Here is a 19,203-nt window from a genome sequence, read left to right on the forward strand (position 1 = left end):
GTTGCACCTTTCTCGACAAGCTATTTTGGGCTCAGCGGCGATGGATCTCACCCACGACGGACGAAGCCTCGAGTCGCGGGATCGTAGACATAGTCAGCTATCTCCCCCGACATGATCATCGCAACCGCCCGATTGATAACGTCTCGAGGCACGACGAACCACTCCGACGGGTCGTAGTCGCGACCTTTGCGGTCGACCTGAGTCAGATCGAGACGAACCTCCGCGAACACGCGGTGTAGTAAGTTCTCCAAAGCCGATGCCTTGACGTTGTAGACCCGGTAGTCAGCGACGATCTTGACGGGGGCCATCAGGTAGGTCGGCGACAATGACGCGCCCTGCAGCCGCCGCTCGACGCTCGTGGTGGAGAAGCCGATCTTGTGCAGGTTGTCAAGGTTGGCGATGACGGGGTCTGTGCTGAGCGACTGCAGTACGTAGATGTGGCCGCTATCGATGTCCATGTCGAGGATGTCGTCGACGTCGTACCCGGCGCGCGCGAGCACCTGCCCCTGGGACTCGTACATGCGGGTCTGAAGGCTCTTGTTATACATCGCTGACTCGGTGCCATTCTCGAACACCAGACGTAGTCGTTGCTTGCGCTTCGGCTTGCCGCCAATGACGAGGTCCACTTCTTCACCGATCTCCGCCACGAAGCACATGACGCCGTTGAGCACGAAGAACGTACCCTCGCGAATCAGATCCATGCCCGTGAACGCCCGCATCGTGAACGTTCCATCGGCCAGCTCAGCGTGCTTGGCCTTGAAAAGCGGTTCGAATACATCGAACTCCTTCGCCCTGACCCGTTGTGCGATCGACTCAGCCGACTCAGGGCGCTTGATCACGGGCAGGTCTGAGACGTCGAGGATCCCCGCTTCGTCACCCAGCAGCTCGTCGAGGTCCTCGCTCTCGATCAACTCGTCAAGCGACGCCGGCGCTTGCGGAGCCTCCAGCAGGCCGAACTCGTCCAGGTGTTGCACCGCCTGCGCCTTCGCATCGTTGGCGAGGAAGCCGTCCAGACGGGCACCGAGCTTACGTTCGGCGATCTCCCGAGTCTGCGAACTCGGCAGACGCCCCTCAGCGCGCCGGAACTCGACGATCTCGAGAAAGGCCCGCTCGAGCCGGTCCGACGAGGTGAGCTTCTTCGGCTTCTCAGGCGCGATCAGCAGCTCGTCGTCGAGGATGTCATCGAGGCTCAGCGGCACCGCCGGCTCAGTTCTGTCGTGTTCCATCACTCGATCACCGTATCCGTGACAGCCTTCTCTGCCTTGCGCTGCGCTGCTAGCTTCTGTAGGAAGAGCAGCGCCGCGGCGAGCCGCTTCTCTGCCGCGTCCTCGGACCGGATGTCTGGATTCTTGCCGTGGACTTGCTTCCAGGTCTTGATCTTCGGGAACAGCGCCAGTGCCTCTTCCTCGGAGAACTCGATCCTCGTCGAAGTGATCGTGTCCTGGATGAGGCGCAGCACCGAGGGGGTGACCGACTTCGACAGCACCTCGAACGCCCGCTGGAATGGGTTGATCGAGTCGATGAGGTTGATGTTCAGCTCGTCGATGTTCACGAATTTCTCGGCCATCTTGATGAAGCGCTTGTCGCCGACCTCGCGTACTTCGCCGCTCTTGATGACGGAGTCCACAACCACCTGCTGCCGCACTTCCTCCACCTGCTCAACTGAGAGCTCCGGGTACTTTTCGCGAATAATCCTCGGAATCAGCACCTTGTTGGTCGTCTCCGCGTCGACCGATCCGGCGGCTGCGCGGGCGAAGGTGTCGTCCTGCAGGATCGTCGCCTTCAGATCGTTCAAGTCGGTCGCGACGATCTGCTTCACGCGGTCGCTTGAGGGTTCTTTGAATCCCTTGATCTTGAGCTCACCCTTCTTCACAGGCTCGTCGTCATCGAACTTCTTCGTCTTGAACGTGAAGTTCGGCGCGAGCACCTGCTCCATGAGCAGCGAGGCGGTGATCGCCTTCAGCATGTTGTTCACGGACACCTTGACCTCGCCCTGCGAAGCATCTGGCTCAGCAACGAGGTTCGTGAACTGCGCGTGCGGCTTGCCAGGGCTGTCACGAGTCACGCGCCCGATGATCTGGATCACCTCGGTGAGCGATGCCCGGTAGCCGACCGTGAGGGCGTGCTCGGCAAAGGGCCAGTCGAAGCCTTCCTTCGCCATGCCGAGCGCGATGATGATGTCGACCGCGTCGCGCTCCTTCGACGCCCTGTGAGACAGGTAGTGCAGCGTGTCGCCGCGCTTCACCTGATCGGTGTCGTCAACCAGATCAGCAACACGCACGATCTCGTCGGTGCCTACGCGACGCACGCTGATGATGCCCGTGTCAGGGTCCGTCGACTCCACGTGGCCGATCGCGTCGATGATGCGGCCGACCTCTTCGATTTTGTCCTTCGTGGACTCGCTCGAGTTGACGCTTGGAATATGCACGATGGTCTTCTTGTCGAGATCAAGCACCTCGTGGATCGCGTCGGTGTACCGCCCCTGGTAGAAGTGGTGACCGATACCCAGCGACTTCAAGTGCTCGTAGCCGTTGAGCTGGTCGTAGTAGTTGAACGTGACCGGCGTGAACTTCGCCTCATCATCGGGCGACAACACCGGCACCGAGTCACCGCGGAAGTACGAGCCGGTCATGGCGACGATGTGCACGTCCGAGCCGTTCATCACGTCGCGCAGCAGTGCACCCAAGCGCGAGGTCTCGGTATCGGCTGATACATGGTGGAACTCATCGATCGCCAACACTGTCCCGTTGAACGCCTCCGAGGCCAGCTTCTCGAACGCGAACCGGAGTGTCGCGTGGGTGCAGACGAGCACCGCATCGGGGCCCTCGAGGAACTTGATGAACGCACCGACCTTGCCGGCGTCCGAGCCCGGCAGGCAGAGATTGTGCTCGTCCTTGATCTCCCAGTCCGCCCAGAAACCGTGCCTGCTGAGGGCGGTCGACGCGAAGGAGGCTCCGATCGACTTCTCCGGAACAGCGACGATGACCTTCTTGCGGCCTTGGTTATAGAGCTTGTCCAGCGCCACAAACATGAGCGCGCGCGACTTACCCGACGCCGGCGGCGCCTTGACCAGCAGGTGTTGTGCGTCGCGCTGCGCGAAGACGCGCTGCTGCATCTCACGCATGCCAAGGGCGTCAGTGTTGACCGAGGCTCTTGTTTGCGCGTACGTGACGTCGACGATGTTCAAGGGCTTGTTAATCGCAGTCACTTCACAGTCCTTCGAGGCTTGTTTGCCGGCGCCTTGACGGCCTCCTCGGCAGTCATACGCTCGTGCAGCGCGAACAGGTCCGACAGGCGCTGTTCATCGGTCTCGTACGGCTTCTTCGAGTAAATCGAGTCGACGAGGGCATCGATCTTGGCGTGCGCGTCGCGCAGGTCCTGCGGCATCTTGTCCGGGGCGTATAGCTCGGCCAATGTCTGCTCGCAGTGGTACTCGCGCACATCGAGCACCCGCAGCGCGGACAGCGCCAGCTTCTCTTTCACCGTTTCCGACAGCGGCGGGACCGGGAAATTGTTGTATACGATGGTGCTTGAGTACCGGAAATCAGTTTTCAACTTTCCACCTACCGCGCGAGTCCATACCATGTGCAGGCGTGACGTCAGGATCGCGAAGAGCCAGGGCTCGGCGTCGTAGACGGCGAATGCCGCGTCCGAGATGACCGTATCGGCTCCGAGATAACCCATCGGCATGTACTCGCGTCGTTCCGAAGAAACTCTAGGAACAATGATCGAGTTAGTCGGTTTGTAACTGATCTGCACGAACCGATGCGGCTGGACTGCGAACGCCGCGGTGCTAGCAGCTTTGCTGTCGGACCTCTCCTCAGCCACAAGTCGGAGCCGTCCGGCCACGGGAGGAATCTCACGTGCGATTGCGGCCTCATCATCTGTAATCCACAAGCAGTAGCGTTCGCCGTCATTAATGACTTCAGACGAGCCAACGTATCGCTTGACGAACGACTCTGCTTCAGGAGCAACTGCTAGCAGCTCTGCTCGCTCAAGTGGCGACAGAATGAGTCCCCCACCATCGCGAGGCATCGATCCGAACACCATCTCGGGGCGCGTGCCAAGCGGAGTCCTACGGCGTTCAATTGAGACCATCGCACCGTCTGCAAGGTAACCGTTTATATTCTCCGCTGAGATCTGCAAGTCATCGGTATAGATGTACTTCGGCTTCGACGAAGCTCGCCGCAAGCCGATTACAGCGACGGTCACACCCGCGTTGCGTTTCGCGTTGTTTTCCCACTTGAATGACGTGTACGCGAACCCGATCTCGACGCCCTTTTCGAAGATCATCGGGAACATCAGCCCGACATGCTCCCCCTGCGCCACAGAGTTCGTCGTGACGAACGCGAGTTCGGCGCGGGTGCCCTCGATGTAGTCGGCCCCCTTCACGAACCAGAGCGCTATGTAGTCGAGATTCTTCGAGTAGATCCGGTGTTCAAACACGTGATCGAAATCAGCTTTTTGTTTTTTCGTCTGCACCTTCGCGCCGACGTAGGGCGGGTTACCGATCAGGTAGATCTCAGAGCTGCCGTCGTTCGCGCAGACCGTGTTCCAGTCCATCCGCGTCGCGTTGCCGGGCCTGATCTGCCCCGTTTCCTTTAGAGGGATCAGGGGGATCTCGACGCGGAATTTCTCTCGGAACTCCCTGTTCATCTGATGCTTCACGATCCAGAGCGAGAGGATCGCAACTTCGACAGCGAAGTCGTCGATCTCGATGCCGTAGAAGTTCTCGATGCTGATCTTCGAGTCCGCCCACAGCACCTGGTGTGAAGGACTCAGCTCGGCGAGCCGCTCGAGGATCGCGTGCTCGAGCTTGCGGAGCTCCTTGTACCCGATCACCAGGAAGTTGCCCGATCCACAGGCCGGGTCGAACACCTTGATGGCCGCGATGCGGTCTAGTAAGCGCACGAGGCGGCGCTCGCTGTCCTGCGCCGCGTTGATCTCGGCCTTCAGATCGTCGAGGAACAGGGGCTCGATCGTCTTCAGGATGTTCGGCACTGAGGTGTAGTGCTGACCCAGGTCGCTGCGCTTGCCCGGGGTGACGATCGCTTGGAACATCGAGCCGAAAATGTCGGGGTTTATGTCTCGCCAGATGAGTCTGCCTGCAGCGATGAGCTCTTCACGTGCCTGCTTCGTGAAGCGAGGTACGAGCTGGTCTGCGTTGACGGTAAAGAGCCGACCGTTGACGTATGGGAACTCAGCGAGGTGCTTCGGCTTGTCGACCGGGTTGGCCGTGTCGAGCGCTTCGAAGAGGTCCGTGAGGAACTCTGCCAAGTCAGAGCCATCGGCATGTGTCTGAGATCCGATCGCGTTCGTGAACTGGTTGTCGGTGAAGATGCCGGTGTCCTCGGCGAAGAAGCAGAACAGGAGGCGTGTGAAGAAGATGTTGAGGGAGTGGCGGCCCCGCTCATCGTCGAAGATCCCGGGGTTCGCCTGGAGGAGCTCGTCGAAAAGCTTGCCCATGCGCTCGGCCGCCTTGACGTCTGCATGGGACTCGGCGGCGTACTGCGCCTTCTCCATCCCCGCCCAGGGCAGGAAGAACGTGAAGTGCTCGTCGATTTCTCGGATCGGGAAGCCGATTGTCTCGTTCGTCTTCGTGTCATGCGCGATGAGATCGACGTAGTCCGTCACGATGACGAAGCGAGTACTGAAGCGGACCACGGCCGGCGCCGTCTTGAGGTCTTCGATGACCGCTAGTGCGTCGTCAGTGGTGTCCTTGAAGTAGACGACGTTCTTCTGCGCGACCTCGGTGGCCTGGTCGAGGGCGACGTTCAGCGAGCCGTTGCGGAGCCGGGTGACGTTCCCTTGAGGCTTACCGTAGGCGAGCAATAGATCGAAGATGAACTCACGGTCGTAGTTCTCTCGCCCAGCCAGAGGTGCAACACGCTCCTCGACGGCCTTGAGACTGAGTTTCGCCATATGGATGTCCAACTTTCACGCATGCTGCGTCGGGGCCAGCAGGTCTTGGCGCGCTCTTCCCTTTGCGCTAGAGGGGTCACGTCCTCATCATCTTACGGGTGGAGGCCGACGTCGGAGACCGGCGGTGACTGCCGTAGCGCTGCCTAAAGGGGCAAATCTTTAGGCGCGAGAAATGCACTAAAGGTGCCCCGTGCGCGGGTTACCCGAGTTCTTTTACAGTCACCCACAGTGGCGCACAGACCACCGGTCTTCTGCGCGGGTCATTGGATCGCGGAGAAACGGGCTCCAGTGTGAGGTGAGCACGTCCGCCAGTAGGGTTTCGATGCCTCCGTCACGCACAGCGCCCATAGGGTCGTAACCCTACTGGCGGACGGGCAAGACGAAACCCCGGCGATATGGCTCGCGCAAGGGATCGTTCCGGGATCTTCGTTGAAGAGCCTACGCGATGGGGTGTGGACGTCAACGCCGAGCTACTCGAGAGAGGCACTTTTGCCGCTCCCAACTGCGGAACGCTTGGTTGGGTGTCTTCGGCTCCGTCGGCGCACCGCTCATGATCCTCGTCGCGACTGCGACCGCGATGCTGTTGCTCGCGAAGCGCGCGGCGGACGCGGGTGTTCTGTCGACGATCGACCTTCGGCGGCCAGGGCCTTCCCAAACATAACCTTGGACACGGCGCCGTGAGTTTTAACTTTAAACGCACTAAAATTAAGCAGGCGCCCGCGCGTCAAATTATGGAGAGGAAAGCTCATGGTCTACGTCGATCGCATCTGGGAACCGCAGGACACCTTCGGCGTGAGCCGGAAGGACCGTGCGGGCGGCAAGTACCGCGCATTCGTCCCCGACGAACTCGACCCCGACCTTGCACCCCTCTCCGCAGCAGCCGACCGCGCAGCGCAAGACGCGCTCCAGGCACTCACTCGCGTAGACGAGCGCGCAGGAACAAGTGGCCGGTTCCTCAACCACCTGCTCATTCGATCCGAGAGCATCTCCTCATCCTGGATCGAAGGGAACCGCGTCACGCCAAAGCGCCTGGCAATCGCCGAGCTCTTGCGCCAAGGCAAGCCCGTCGCGCTCGACGTGGTCGCGAACGTACGCGCCACGGAAGACGCGATCGCCGCCCTCGCCGATCACACGCGACCCATCCAAGTCGCCGACATCGAGGCGCTCCAGCACACCATCGAACCCAGCCTCACGCTCGGCATCCGCACCGAGCAGAACTGGGTCGGCGGCCCGGGGTACTCACCCCTCCGCGCAGACTTCATCCCGCCGCCCGAAACGGAAGTTCGTCGCCTCATCGGCAACCTGTCCGAATTCGTGACCGCCACCGACGGGAACCCCGTCGTGCGCGCCGCCATCGCGCACGCGCAGTTCGAGACGATCCACCCCTTCGTCGATGGCAACGGGCGCACAGGCCGTGCCCTCATCCACACCGTCCTCAAGCGCGCGGATGCCCTTCGCAACATCCTCATCCCCATCAGCACGGTCTTCGCGGGCGCCAAGAACGCGTACATCGATGGTCTCACCCAGTACCGATCGGGACGCGTCGACGAATGGGTCATCGCGTTCTCTGAGGCCGCGGAGCTGGCGGCCGCCAATGCGGTTCGTCTCGCGGACGACGTGCAACGACTCGACGGAGAGACCCTCGAACAGCTCATCGAATGGCGCACCGAGCAGCAGCTGTCGCCCGCACGCCCCAGGCGCGACGCGGTCTCGCTGCGCATCCTCGGCCGGCTGGCAACCGAGCCAGTTGTCACCACCGACTCTGTTGCTGCCGCCCACGGCGTGTCCAACGTTGCCGCCCACAAAGCTCTGACGCAGCTCTGCGAGGCCGGGGTGCTCTCCCGCAACACGGACCACAAGGGGCGGATCGTCTGCTGGAGCGCCGACCGACACCTGGCGCTCGTCGCACTCACCGAACGCAGCAATAGAGTCGGCGGCGCCGACACCGCAGGCCGTACGCCACCACGCGGGCCAGACGCCCCCGATCGCAGTGTCGTCGGGAACCTCCGGGGCGACTGACGCCTTCTTCTGAGCAGCAGCCATCGGTCACGCTGCCGAAAGAGCCCGAACCCAAGCGCGCATTGCTCGGCTCCGCGCATCCGCGTGCGCCCATCCCCACTACAGTTCTCAGGTACCCGCGCGAGCCCCACCCCCTTCTCCGGCTCGCCCGAGAAGAGGACTACTCCCTTGACGCAAACGCTCACCCGCAAGCTCGGCGTGCCCGGAATCGTGTTCATGGTGATCGCGGCCGCCGCGCCCATCACCGTGGTCGCCGCGAACTTCCCGATCATCTTCGGCGTCTCCGGCTCCGTCGGCGCGCCGCTCATGGTGCTCGTCGCGACCGCGATCCTGCTGCTCTTCTCCGTCGGCTACGCGTGGATGACCCCGCACGTGCCCGACGCTGGCGCCTTCTACTCGTACGTCGACCGCGGACTCGGGCGACGTCTGGGGCTTGGCACCGCATCCATCGCCCTCCTCTCGTACGTGCTGCTCACCGTCTCGATGACCTGCTACCTCGGCGTGCAAGCAGGCAACCTCTTCGAGCTGTGGACCGGGATGCAGGTGCCCTGGTGGCTCATCTCGGGCCTCATGATCGCGATCGTCGGGTTCCTCGGCTACCGCAACATCGACCTCTCCGCGAAGGTGCTCGGCGTCGTCCTCGTGCTCGAGGTCGTCGCCGTCGTCGTCATCGACGTGGGCGTGCTCGCATCCGGGCGGGAGCTCACGACGCTGCCGTTCAGCATCAGCGAAGCCGTCTCCGGCACCCCGGGCCTCGGCCTGCTGTTCGCGTTCCTCGGCTTCTTCGGGTTCGAGGCGACGGCCGTCTTCCGCAACGAAGCCCGCGATCCTGAGCGCACCGTTCCCCGCGCCACCTACATCGCCGTCATCGCCGTCGGCGCGCTCTACTTCGTCTCGTCCTGGCTCGTCATCGCGGGCCTCGGCGCCGACAACGCGGTCGCCCTCTCGAACGAGGACCCGGCCGGCGTCGTCGTCGGCCTCGCGGGCGAGGTGGTCGCGCCGATCATGGCCGACGTCGTGCAGGTCCTCGTCGTGACGAGCATGTTCGCGTGCATGCTCGCGTTCCACAACATCGTCACCCGCTACCTGTTCACGCTGGGGGAGCGCGACGTGCTGCCGCGCACCCTCGCCGCCGTGCACCCGAAGCACTCGGCCCCGTCGCGTGCATCCCTGTGGGTGACGATCATCACCACCCTCGTGGTCGTCGTCTCCGCGCTCGCGCAGCTCGACCCCGTGCTGCAGATCTACACCTGGTACTCCGGCGCAGGCGCGGTGGGCGTCATCGTCATGATGACCCTCGCGAGCTTCGCCGTCGTCGCCTTCCGCGCGCGCCTGAAGCGGGATGCCGCCGAGGGAACAGCCTCGTCGTGGGTCACCGTCGCGTCCCTGGCCGGTGGCATCGGGCTCGTCCTCGTGCTGATCATCGCCATCTGGAACTTCCCGTTCCTCGTCGGCGGCATCGTCGCCGCGATCATCTGGGGCGCCGTGCTCGCCGGGTTCTTCGCTCTCGGGATGCTGCTGCCGGCTCGAGTCGCGGCGAAGGAACGGATCGAGGTGAACGCGTGAACGCTGAGTAACCCGCTGCGATTCCCCGGGGAGTCCTGCAGGGGTCGAGCTGGCCTATCATTCAGGAAATTCCCAGCGAGAGAACGCGAGCCTCCGATGTCGATGCAGCCACCGGCCCCTCACTACGGCCACCCGAACCAGCCGCAGCAGCAGTACTTCGAGCCGGCGCCGGTTGTTCAGCCGCGAACCACGAGCGCGATCTCCTGGACGGCGCTTGGATTCGGCATCACGGGGATGCTGGCAGCGATCATTCCCGGGGTGTCCTTCTTCGCCTGGATCTTCACCCTGGTTGCGCTCGTTCTCGCGATCGTCGGGCTCGCCCAAAAGCACCGCGCGAAGGCAGTCGCCGGTGTTTCGCTGGGGCTCTCGACCGTCGCCTTCGTGACCGCCGTCATCGTCTCCATGGCGACTCTGGGGAGCGCAGGCACCGAGGGAGCTGAGATCGTCGCAGAGCCGGAAATAGTCGCAGAATCCGCAGCCCCCGCCGCATCGGTCGAAGAACCGGAAACTACTCCAGAGGCGCAGCCTGAGGTGTTGGCTCCGGTCGGGATCGGACAGACCGTCACCGGCCATTACGGCGTCACGTTCACCGTTGACGCTGTGACGTGCGGCATGACGTCGTACTCGTATGCCAGCGGATACCTGGAGGAGACCGCGCTCGGTCAGTTCTGCGAGATTCGATTCACCACGTTCAACGGCAGCACGTCGCCGTTCGATTTCTACTCCGACAGCGTCTCCGGCACCATCGGGGACGCGTACTACGAGGCAGAGTCATCGCTCAGCACGGTCGGTGAGGACTCCTGGTTCAGCACCGTGAACCCGGGTCTAACTGTCAGCGGCGTCACCGTCATCGACATCCCCGTCGGCGCGCAGCTCGAAACCGTGCACCTGCAGACCAACTACTTCAACGGACAGGACATCGTCGTTCAGCTGGTCTGAGTGAGCTCGTCGGAGGTTCAGGGGGAACTCACCGCACGACGCTCACCCCGGCTCAGCTCGACCGCTCCCGCGGTGCCGTGCTCGCCGGACTCTCTGTGATCGGGATGTTGCTTCCGAACGGGCGCTGAGCATCTGCGTCCGAGCCGCCACGACTACACACCGTCGAACCTGATCGCCGTCTCAGCGCATTCCGCGGTCGTGCCGACTCCCTCGAGCGCGCATCCACCGTCGACAAGCGCACGCGAACCGAGGGGCTCGGTCAGGGCGACGGAGATGCGGACGGCGTCATTGCCCGGACAACTCTGCGGACCCCCACCGACCGGGGCGACGTCCACGCGAATCAGGATCTGTTCCGCCTCGTAGGTGACCTGGGGTTCGAGGACCTCCCCGGTGGTGCCGCTCGCGCAGCCGAGGCGAGTCACCTCGATATCGATCTGCTCGCTGTCAGCAGTCACCGCGGTCGGGTCCGCCAAATGCCACGTCGCTGGTTCACCGTTGCTCGCCGGCGCCGACATCTGCTGACAGGCGGCAAGCGAGAAAGCAGCTGACGCGAGCAGGACTGCCGTCAGGGCTGTTCTTGTCGACCTCATGTGCTCATCCTGGCCCAGGCGGCTCCCTCCCAACTACCCCGACCGGTCACAGGCGGTGTCAGTGCTCCTCCACCCGTCCTCAGAGACGCAGGCACTCCACGCGCTTCGGCACGGTCGCCTCCGCACAGCCTCCGCTCGCCCCCCGAAGTGCTCTTCTGAGCGCGCATGTGAGCACGTTTCGCGAGTGTCAGTGCTCACATGAGCAAAGCACTGCTCAGCTGTTGCCGCGGCCTTCGCAGCCGACCTACCTTGTCCTCAGTCATCCGGACCAAGGAGGTCATTTCAATGAAGAAATCGGGCTTGTTTCTCACCACCGTCGCCGCAGCATCGTTGCTGCTGACCGGCTGCTCTGTCACCACCACCCCAGGAGGGGAAGGTGCCAGCGCAGGCGGAGCCGACGACGGCACCATCTCCATCGGCTTCAGCCAGGCCACGCAGCAGTCGCCGTTCTACGTCGAGCTCGGCGTCGGCGTGCAGGAAGCCGCAGACGCGGCAGGCGCTGAACTCGAGTACGTCGACGCCAACGGCGACGTCACCAAGCAGAACAACGACATCGAAGACCTCATCACCAAGGGTGTGGACGTCCTCCTCATCAACCCGGTCGACCCGCAGGGCATCGCGCAGAGCATCGCCTCCGCCGAGGCCGCGGGCATCCCCGTCGTCACCGTCGACCGCTCCGCGGAAGGCGCCATCGCCCACGTGGGTCGCGACAACGTCGAGATGGGCAAGCTCGTCGGCGAGCAGGTCAAGGAAGCGCTCGGCGCCGAAGGCGGCAAGATCATCGAGATCCAGGGCGACGCCGGCGGAACCGTCGCCATGGACCGTTCGGAAGGCTTCCACAGCGTCTTCGAGGGCGACTCGTCGGTGAACATCGTCGCTGGCCCGTACGCGGAGTACATCCGCTCGAACGCCGTCACCGCCATGCAGGACCTCCTCCAGTCGAACTCCGACGTGAAGGTCGTGTACGCCCACAACGACGACATGGCCCTCGGCGCCCTCCAGGTGCTCCAGGAGAACGGACGCACCGACGTCCTCGTCGCCGGAGTCGACGGACTCATGGAAGCCGTCGACGCGATCGCCGAAGGCGACCAGTACGTCGCGACCTCGCTCAACGACCCGATCGCCCTCGGCACCGTCGCGGCCGAGACCGCACTCAGCGCCGCGGCCGGCGAGGACGTGGAAGCGGAGATCGACGCGGGCACCGAACTCGTGACCAAGGACAACGCGGGCGACCTGGTCGGAGACACCCTCTTCGCGCAGGGCGGCAAGTAATCCTCTCGCCCCGAGCGACACCACCAACCACCATCGATTCCTGGAGGAAGCGACAATGACCGAGACGATGACCGCGGCAGTGATGCACGCGCCGGGCGACATCCGCGTGGAAAGCGTGGACGTGCCAAAGCCGGGCACCGGCGACGTGCTGCTCAAGGTCGCCGCGTGCGGCGTGTGCGGCTCCGACATCCCGCGGATGAACTTCGCCGGCGCCTACCTGCTGCCCATCATCTGCGGGCACGAGTTCTCAGGCCACATCGTCGAGATCGGCGCTGACGTCGAAGGCCTCGAGATCGGCCAGCTCGCCACCGTGCCACCGCTCATCCCGTGCAGCGAATGCGAGAGCTGCCTCGACGGACACTTCAGCCTCTGCGAGAACTACGGCTACTTCGGCAGCCGCCAGGACGGGGCCTACGCACAGTACGTGGTCGTCAACGCGGGCAACATCTTCCTCATGCCGGAGGGCGTCGACCCGCGGGCGGCGGCCATGATGGATCCGTCCGCCATCGCGCTCCACGCCATCTACAAGACGAAGCTCGGCGAGGGCTCCCGAGTCGCCGTCATCGGGGCCGGCCCCATCGGGCTGTTCGCCATCCAGTGGGCGAAGCTCATGGGGGCGAGCGAAGTGCTCGCGGTCGATGTGAACCAGCAGAAGGCCGACATGGCGCTCGAAGCCGGGGCCACGCTCACGGCCGTCAACGACGAGGAAGCCATCGCCCACGCGGGCAAGGGCTTCGACGTCATCATCGAGTCCGCCGGTGTGCCAGCGACGATCGCCCTCGCGACGAAGCTCACGGCACGCCACGGGGAGGCCGCCTTCATCGGCATCCCCCACAAGACGGTGGAGCTCGAGAAGGCGGTCTTCAGCCACTTCCTCCGCAAGGAAGTGTCGCTCCACGGCAGCTGGAACTCCTTCTCGGCGCCCTTCCCGGGCCGAGAATGGGTCGAGTCGGCGCGAGCCTTCGCGGACGGCAGCCTCAAGTGGGAGTTCATGATCACCCACGAGCTCAGCCTCGACGAGCTTCCCCTCACCATGAAGCAGCTCGGTGAGCGCTCCATCTTCAGCTCGAAGGTGCTCTTCCTCCCCAACCGAGACTGATCCCCGCCCGCGCACCCCAACACAACACGAAGGACAGAACAGTGGCGTTCTACTTGGCAATCGACATCGGTACGGAAGGCGCGCGCGCCGGAGTGTTCGACGAGGCGGGGACACGAGTCTCCACCGCGTCGGCCCCCTACCAGACCGCGTACCCGCACCCGGGCTGGGCCGAGCAGAACCCACGCGATTGGTGGAGTGCCACCGTGCGCGCCTCCAGGGAAGCCCTGGAGGCGGCCTCGGTGCGGTCCGTCCGCGCAGTGGGCGTCGCCACGACCTCCTCCTCCGTCGTGGTCCTCGACGACACCGGTGCCCCCATCCGCCCCGCCCTGCTGTGGATGGACAGCAGAGCGGGCGCGGAGTCCGAGCGCACCGCCGAGATCGACCACCCGTCGCTGCGGTTCGCGGGCGGCTCCGACAGCTCCGAATGGCTGGTCCCCAAGGCCATGTGGCTCGCCCGCAACGAGCCGGAGAACTACGCGGCAGCGACGCACATCGGCGAATCCGTCGACTACATGACCCTCCGGCTCACGGGACGCTGGGTGGGCTCGCGGCTCAACGCGACCTGCAAGTGGAACTACGACCACCGAGAGGATGCGCTCCCGTCCGACCTCTACGCGCAGCTCGGGATCCCGGACCTCGCGGAGAAGCTGCCGCACGACATCGCCGCGGTCGGTGACATCGTCGGCGAGCTCAGCCGTGCGGCCGCCGCCGAGCTGGGAGTGGAGCCGGGCGCCATCGTCTTCGCCGGCGGCATCGACGCCCACCTTGCGCTCGTCGCCCTCAGCGGCGTCAGCAGGAACCCGGTCGCGATCGTCGCCGGAACGTCGAACGCCTTCATCGCGGAACTCGACGAGCCCGTCTTCTCGCCCACCATCTGGGGGCCGTACCCCGGCGCGCTCACGCACGACCGCTGGCTCATCGAGGGCGGCCAGGTGTCAGCCGGCTCCGCGCTCTCGTGGCTCTCGGAGCGCATCCTCGGGGTGCCCCGCGACAGGCTCGGTCAGCTCGTCGCCGGCGCGAGCGAGGTGCCGGCGGCCGAGCACGGCATCCTTGTGCTCGACCACTTCATGGGCAACCGCACACCCCACCGTGACCCGAGCCTCCGCGGCGCGGTGCTCGGCCTCTCGCTCGGCGCGACCCCGGCTCAGCTCTACCGGGCCACGGTCGAAGCCGTCTCCTTCGGCACCCGACAGGTGCTCGAATCCTTCGAGGCCGTCGGGGTCGACTCCGACGACGTCTTCCTGACCGGCGGCATTAGGCACAACCCGCTCTGGCTGCAGACGACAGCGGATGCACTCGGCCGCCCCGTCAACCTCGTCTCGGGCGAGAACCTCACGACCCTCGCGCTCGGAATCCTGGGGGTCGCCGCAGACACCGGCGAGGACCGCGCCGAGGTCGCCAGACGCTTCGCCCCGGACCACGTCATCGTGGAACCGAACTCCGCCGCGACCCAGCCGCTCGCGGACGCCTACGAGCGGTACGAGCGGTCGACGCAGCTGCTCACCGGCATGAGCCACGAGCTCGTGAGATCGACGCAGACGACCGCGAGAGTCGGCGCAGCATGAACGGCGAGGACGAGCTGCTCGCGATCCGCGCCGCTGAGCTGTACTTCCAAGACGACAAGAACCAGTCGGAGATCGCCGCCCGCCTCGGCGTGACGCGGTGGAAGGTCGGTCGCCTCCTCGCGCAGGCGAAGGAACGCGGCTTCGTGCGCATCGAGATCGTGCACCCCAAGGCCAGGCGGCTTCCACTCGAGCGCGAGCTGCAGGAGCTCTACGGGCTCGCCGACGCGATCGTCGTCCCGAGCTCGAACAACGACGCCGAGACGCGCATCCGAGTCGCCGAAGCGGCAGCCGACTACCTCGCCACGCTTCGACCCCGCGTGCGAACGCTCGGCGTCTCCTGGGGGCGCACCCTCCAGCAGGTCGCCGACGCCCTGCCAGACGGTTGGGCAGACGGGGTCGACGTCGTCCAGGTCAACGGGGGCGTCACCGTCAACCGCCGCGTGGGCATGGCATCGATGACAGCCACCACGATCGCGTCGAAGGGCAGGGGGACCGTGACGCTCCTCCCGAGCCCCGCGATCCTCGAGCAGGCGGCCACCCGCGAGGCGATCGAGAACGACCGGTTCGTGTCGACGATCCTCGACAAGGCGCGAGAGGCGTCGACGGTCGTCTTCAGCGCGGGCCCAGTCGACACGAAGTCGGTGCTCGTCTCGAGCGGCTACCTGACTGCGGACGACGTGCGAACGCTCGAACGCAAGGGCGCCGTCGGCGACGTCCTCGGCCGGTACATCGACGCCGACGGACACATCGTCGACCCGGGCCTCGACGCCCGAACGCTCGGCCTCGAACTCGAGACCCTCAGCAGCGCCCGCACAGCCGTCGCGGTCATCTCGGGCCGCGAGAAGTGGCCCGTCTGCCACGCGGTCGTCGACAACAAATTCTGCTCAGTGCTCGTCACGGACGACGAGTGCGCCAACTACCTCAGAGAAGCGAGGAAACGATGACTGCTGTCATTGAAGAAGCAACGCCTCCGGTCCTCACGATGCGCGGCATCCGCAAGGGCTTCCCGGGCACGCTCGCCCTCAAGTCGGTCGACCTCGACGTCTACCCGGGCGAGGTGCACTGCCTCCTCGGCGAGAACGGGGCAGGCAAGTCGACGCTCATGAAGATCCTCGCCGGTTCCTACACGCCGGACGCCGGAGTGATCTCCATCGGCGGTGCGGAGGTGAAGTTCTCCGGTCCGCTCGACGGCATCCGCGCCGGCATCAGCGTCATCTACCAGGAGCTCGATCTCTTCGCCGACCTCACCGTGGCGCAGAACCTCTTCCTCGGCCACACGCCGAGCGTCGGCGGCCTCGTCAAGCGCTCGACGAGGCGACGCCTCGCCGCCGACTACCTCAAGCGCGTCGGAGCGAAGTTCTCGCCGGACGCCGTCGTCGGCACCCTGCCGCTCGCCGACCAGCAGCTCACCGCCATCGCGCGCGCCCTCACGACGGATGCCCGCATCATCGTCATGGACGAGCCGACCGCAACGCTCGGCGAGGCCGACGTCGAGAACGTCTTCAACGTCATCCGTCGCCTCACCGACGAGGGCCGCGCCGTCATCTACATCTCGCACCGGATGGACGAGATCAGGGACATCGGAACGCGCATCACCGTGCTCCGTGACGGGTACAACGCCGCCAAGTACGCCGTCGCGGACACCGACGCGGATCGCTGGATCGGCGACATGATCGGCGACAAGAAGGCGGAGCTGACCGAGCACCGGGATGCACGGGAATTCAGCGACGTCGAGGCCCTCAACATCAAGAGCGTGTCGATCGACGGCCTCATCGACGTGCGGGACATCGTCGTGCGCAAGGGCGAGATCGTCGGGCTCGCCGGCCTCGGCGGGGCCGGGCGCACCACGCTCCTCTCCGCGCTCTTCGGAGCACGCAAGGCCAAGCGCGACGTCCAGGTCTTCGGCAAGCAGGCGACCCTCACCTCCGTGCGAGCCGCGGTCAACCACCACTTCGGGCTCGTTCCCGAGAGCCGAAAGACGGAGGGGCTGTTCCTCGGGCTCTCCGTGGCCCGAAACGCCGGCATCGCCTCGCTCCGCGGCTCCTCCCAGGTGCTGCCGCGCGAACGGTCCTGGGCGACGTCTGCCCCAATCCTGGAACGCCTCTCCGTCAAGTTCGGCAAGCCCGGCCAGGAGATCCGTCTGCTCTCGGGCGGCAACCAGCAGAAGGTCGTCCTCGCCAAGTGGCTCGCTCGCGACACGAGAGTGCTGCTGCTGGACGAGCCCACTCGAGGCCTGGACATTGGCGCCAAGGCCGACCTCTACCGCCAGGTCCGCATCCTCGCGGACCAGGGCGCCGCCGTGCTTGTCGCATCAAGCGAGCTCGGCGAACTCATGGCGAATGCCGACCGCATCGTCGTCATGCACGAGGGACGCAACGTCGCGGACTTCGACCCGCTCATCTCGAGCGAAGCACGCATCAGTCACGCAATCATCAGCGGGAAGGCATCATGAACGCGACCACCACAACGCCGGCTCCAACCGAGGAGCGCGCGAGCGCGAAGACCTGGAAGCAGCGCAGCTCGAGCTGGCTCATCAAGGGCAACCTGCTCATCGTGTTCGTCATCATCTGCGCGCTGGCGGCCATCCTCAGCCCGGAGTTCCTCACCGTCCGGAACGTCTCCAACCTGCTGCAGCAGTCGAGCCTCACGGGCATCATCGCCATCGGCATGACCCTCGTGATCCTCACGAGCGGCATCGACCTCGCCGTCGGCTCGATCGCCGCCTTCAGCGGCATGACCGTGGCGATCCTGCTCGACGGGCGCATGCCCGTGGTGCTCGCGATCCTCATCTCCCTGGCCGCCGGCATCGGCATCGGGCTCCTCATGGGTGCGGTGTCGTCCTGGGTGCGACTCCCCGCCTTCATCGTGACGCTCGCCGGACTTACCGCCGTGCGGGGCTGGGCCTACACGCTCACCGACGGGCGCCCGGCTGGCACCAACCTGCCGGCCGAGTTCACGATCATCGGCGGCGGCTACCTCGGGCTGCTCCCGCTCACCGGCCTCATCTTCATCGGCGTCACCCTCCTCACCGCCGTCATCCTCCGCTACACGACCTTCGGCGAGTACATCTACGCCGTCGGGAGCAACGAAGAGGCGGCACGCCTCTCCGGCATCCCGGTCAACTGGGTCAAGGCCGCGGTCTTCGGCTTCTCCGGGTTCACGGCAGCGCTCGCCGGGGTGCTCCTCACGAGCCGCCTCACGATCGGCCAGCCCACGGCCTTCCAGGGAGCCGAGCTGGATGCGATCGCGGCCGTCGTCCTCGGCGGCACGAGCCTCTTCGGCGGTCGCGGCGGCGTGGGCGGCACGTTCATCGCCGTCCTGCTCCTCTCCGTCCTGAAGAACCTCTTCAACCTCATGGGAATCGGGTCCTTCGTGCAGATGATCGCGACCGGCATCATCCTCGTGCTCGCCCTCATCCTCAACAAGTTCCTCGACAGCCGCGCGCAGGCCTCCGCGGCGTGACGACCACCAACCAGCAAAGGACAGCAGAACCCATGACCAGTGCACGCCCCCTCGCCACGTACCTCGACCACACGCTCCTCAAGCCCGAGGCCACCCGCGCCGACGTCGAGGCCACCATCGCCGAGGCAGCGGAGCTCGGCGCCTACAGCGTCTGCCTCTCGCCCTCCGTGCTGCCCGTCACCCTCCCGAACGGCTCCGACCTCAAGCTCACGGTCGTCTGCGGGTTCCCGAGCGGTCGCCACCAGAGCAACGTCAAGGCACTCGAGGCGAAGACCGCCGTCGAGCAGGGAGCCGACGAGATCGACATGGTGATCGACATCGGGGCGGCGATCGACGGCGACTACGACTCCGTCGAGGAGGACATCCGCGCGGTTCGTGGCGCAGCACCGACTCCGATCGTGCTCAAGGTGATCATCGAATCGGCGGCGCTCTCGGACGATGCCATCGTCGCCGTCTGCCGCGCGGCCGAGCGCGCCGGTGCCGACTTCGTGAAGACCTCCACCGGGTTCCACCCCGCCGGTGGCGCCAGCGTGCACGCGGTCGAGCTCATGAAGAGCACGGTCGGCGATCGGCTCGAGGTCAAGGCCTCCGGGGGTGTCAGGACGCGGGCTGAAGCGGATGCCTTCATCGCGGCGGGAGCGACCCGTCTCGGCGTCTCGGGCAGCCGAGCGCTGCTGAACGACGACGCCGAGTCCTCGGCGCCTGCCGGCTACTAGCGTCCCCGACCCCTCCCGACAGCGGTGGCCAGTCGATGCTGGCCACCGCTGTG

The 19,203-nt window shown here is 65.2% G+C and carries 14 protein-coding genes; 10 read left to right on the plus strand and 4 right to left on the minus strand.

Features of this window, described 5'->3' with window-relative positions; translation table 11 throughout:
- Positions 1–47 precede the first annotated feature (47 nt).
- From C5E07_RS03125 to C5E07_RS03135, 3 genes are read right to left on the minus strand one after another with little or no spacing between them, the layout of a single operon-like run.
- Positions 48–1,226 (minus strand): GIY-YIG nuclease family protein, encoded by a 1,179-nt coding sequence (locus C5E07_RS03125; RefSeq protein WP_104298404.1) that lies wholly within the window; start codon positions 1,224–1,226, stop codon positions 48–50.
- On the minus strand, positions 1,226–3,208 hold the full coding sequence (locus tag C5E07_RS03130; protein WP_104298405.1) for a DEAD/DEAH box helicase: 1,983 nt from the start codon (positions 3,206–3,208) through the stop codon (positions 1,226–1,228). The genes C5E07_RS03125 and C5E07_RS03130 overlap by 1 nt, the downstream gene beginning before the upstream one ends.
- A complete protein-coding gene (locus C5E07_RS03135) occupies positions 3,205–5,922 on the minus strand; it encodes a DNA methyltransferase (RefSeq protein WP_104298406.1) in 2,718 nt (905 codons plus the stop codon). The genes C5E07_RS03130 and C5E07_RS03135 overlap by 4 nt, the downstream gene beginning before the upstream one ends.
- A 747-nt stretch (positions 5,923–6,669) precedes the next feature.
- Here C5E07_RS03135 and C5E07_RS03140 point away from each other — a divergent pair.
- The 3 genes from C5E07_RS03140 to C5E07_RS03150 all read left to right on the plus strand — a co-directional run bounded on the left by C5E07_RS03140 (position 6,670) and on the right by C5E07_RS03150 (position 10,446).
- Positions 6,670–7,941: a Fic family protein gene (locus C5E07_RS03140; RefSeq protein ID WP_104298407.1), complete on the plus strand. Its 1,272-nt coding sequence runs from the start codon at positions 6,670–6,672 to the stop codon at positions 7,939–7,941.
- A gap of 168 nt (positions 7,942–8,109) precedes the next feature.
- Positions 8,110–9,507 (plus strand): APC family permease, encoded by a 1,398-nt coding sequence (locus C5E07_RS03145; RefSeq protein WP_104298408.1) that lies wholly within the window; start codon positions 8,110–8,112, stop codon positions 9,505–9,507.
- A gap of 96 nt (positions 9,508–9,603) precedes the next feature.
- Positions 9,604–10,446: a DUF4352 domain-containing protein gene (locus C5E07_RS03150; RefSeq protein WP_104298409.1), complete on the plus strand. Its 843-nt coding sequence runs from the start codon at positions 9,604–9,606 to the stop codon at positions 10,444–10,446.
- A 152-nt stretch (positions 10,447–10,598) separates the two neighbouring features.
- Here C5E07_RS03150 and C5E07_RS03155 read toward each other — a convergent pair whose 3' ends face one another.
- Entirely contained in the window at positions 10,599–10,901 is a 303-nt protein-coding gene (locus C5E07_RS03155) for a hypothetical protein (protein WP_146080493.1), read from the minus strand.
- A gap of 435 nt (positions 10,902–11,336) precedes the next feature.
- On the opposite strand from C5E07_RS03155, the gene C5E07_RS03160 reads away from it, so the two are divergent.
- Genes C5E07_RS03160 through deoC form a run of 7 tightly spaced genes read left to right on the plus strand, consistent with a single transcriptional unit; the run spans position 11,337 to position 19,150 of the window.
- Positions 11,337–12,308, plus strand: a complete 972-nt coding sequence (locus C5E07_RS03160; protein WP_219819579.1) for a substrate-binding domain-containing protein — start codon at positions 11,337–11,339, stop codon at positions 12,306–12,308.
- 55 nt (positions 12,309–12,363) lie between these two features.
- Positions 12,364–13,407: a galactitol-1-phosphate 5-dehydrogenase gene (locus C5E07_RS03165; protein ID WP_219820116.1), complete on the plus strand. Its 1,044-nt coding sequence runs from the start codon at positions 12,364–12,366 to the stop codon at positions 13,405–13,407.
- 41 nt (positions 13,408–13,448) lie between these two features.
- On the plus strand, positions 13,449–14,972 hold the full coding sequence (locus C5E07_RS03170; protein WP_104298412.1) for a ribulokinase: 1,524 nt from the start codon (positions 13,449–13,451) through the stop codon (positions 14,970–14,972).
- Positions 14,969–15,916, plus strand: a complete 948-nt coding sequence (locus C5E07_RS03175) for a sugar-binding transcriptional regulator (protein WP_104298413.1) — start codon at positions 14,969–14,971, stop codon at positions 15,914–15,916. Before C5E07_RS03170 ends, C5E07_RS03175 begins: the two co-directional genes overlap by 4 nt.
- Entirely contained in the window at positions 15,913–17,424 is a 1,512-nt protein-coding gene (locus C5E07_RS03180) for a sugar ABC transporter ATP-binding protein (protein WP_104240531.1), read from the plus strand. Before C5E07_RS03175 ends, C5E07_RS03180 begins: the two co-directional genes overlap by 4 nt.
- Positions 17,421–18,434 (plus strand): ABC transporter permease, encoded by a 1,014-nt coding sequence (locus C5E07_RS03185; RefSeq protein ID WP_104240532.1) that lies wholly within the window; start codon positions 17,421–17,423, stop codon positions 18,432–18,434. Before C5E07_RS03180 ends, C5E07_RS03185 begins: the two co-directional genes overlap by 4 nt.
- A gap of 32 nt (positions 18,435–18,466) precedes the next feature.
- Positions 18,467–19,150, plus strand: a complete 684-nt coding sequence (gene deoC, locus C5E07_RS03190) for a deoxyribose-phosphate aldolase (RefSeq protein WP_104298414.1) — start codon at positions 18,467–18,469, stop codon at positions 19,148–19,150.
- Positions 19,151–19,203: the final 53 nt, after the last annotated feature.

This window comes from Pseudoclavibacter sp. RFBJ3, from assembly GCF_002931375.1.
In the GTDB taxonomy this organism is placed as follows: Bacteria; Actinomycetota; Actinomycetes; order Actinomycetales; family Microbacteriaceae; genus Pseudoclavibacter.

Coding starts and splice junctions, on each gene's coding strand:
- C5E07_RS03125 (WP_104298404.1), bottom strand. CDS start 1,226: ATGGAACACGACAGAACTGAGCCGGCGGTGCCGCTGAGCCTCGATGAC.
- C5E07_RS03135 (WP_104298406.1), bottom strand. CDS start 5,922: ATGGCGAAACTCAGTCTCAAGGCCGTCGAGGAGCGTGTTGCACCTCTG.
- C5E07_RS03140 (WP_104298407.1), top strand. CDS start 6,670: ATGGTCTACGTCGATCGCATCTGGGAACCGCAGGACACCTTCGGCGTG.
- C5E07_RS03150 (WP_104298409.1), top strand. CDS start 9,604: ATGTCGATGCAGCCACCGGCCCCTCACTACGGCCACCCGAACCAGCCG.
- C5E07_RS03165 (WP_219820116.1), top strand. CDS start 12,364: ATGACCGAGACGATGACCGCGGCAGTGATGCACGCGCCGGGCGACATC.
- C5E07_RS03175 (WP_104298413.1), top strand. CDS start 14,969: ATGAACGGCGAGGACGAGCTGCTCGCGATCCGCGCCGCTGAGCTGTAC.
- C5E07_RS03180 (WP_104240531.1), top strand. CDS start 15,913: ATGACTGCTGTCATTGAAGAAGCAACGCCTCCGGTCCTCACGATGCGC.
- C5E07_RS03185 (WP_104240532.1), top strand. CDS start 17,421: ATGAACGCGACCACCACAACGCCGGCTCCAACCGAGGAGCGCGCGAGC.
- deoC (WP_104298414.1), top strand. CDS start 18,467: ATGACCAGTGCACGCCCCCTCGCCACGTACCTCGACCACACGCTCCTC.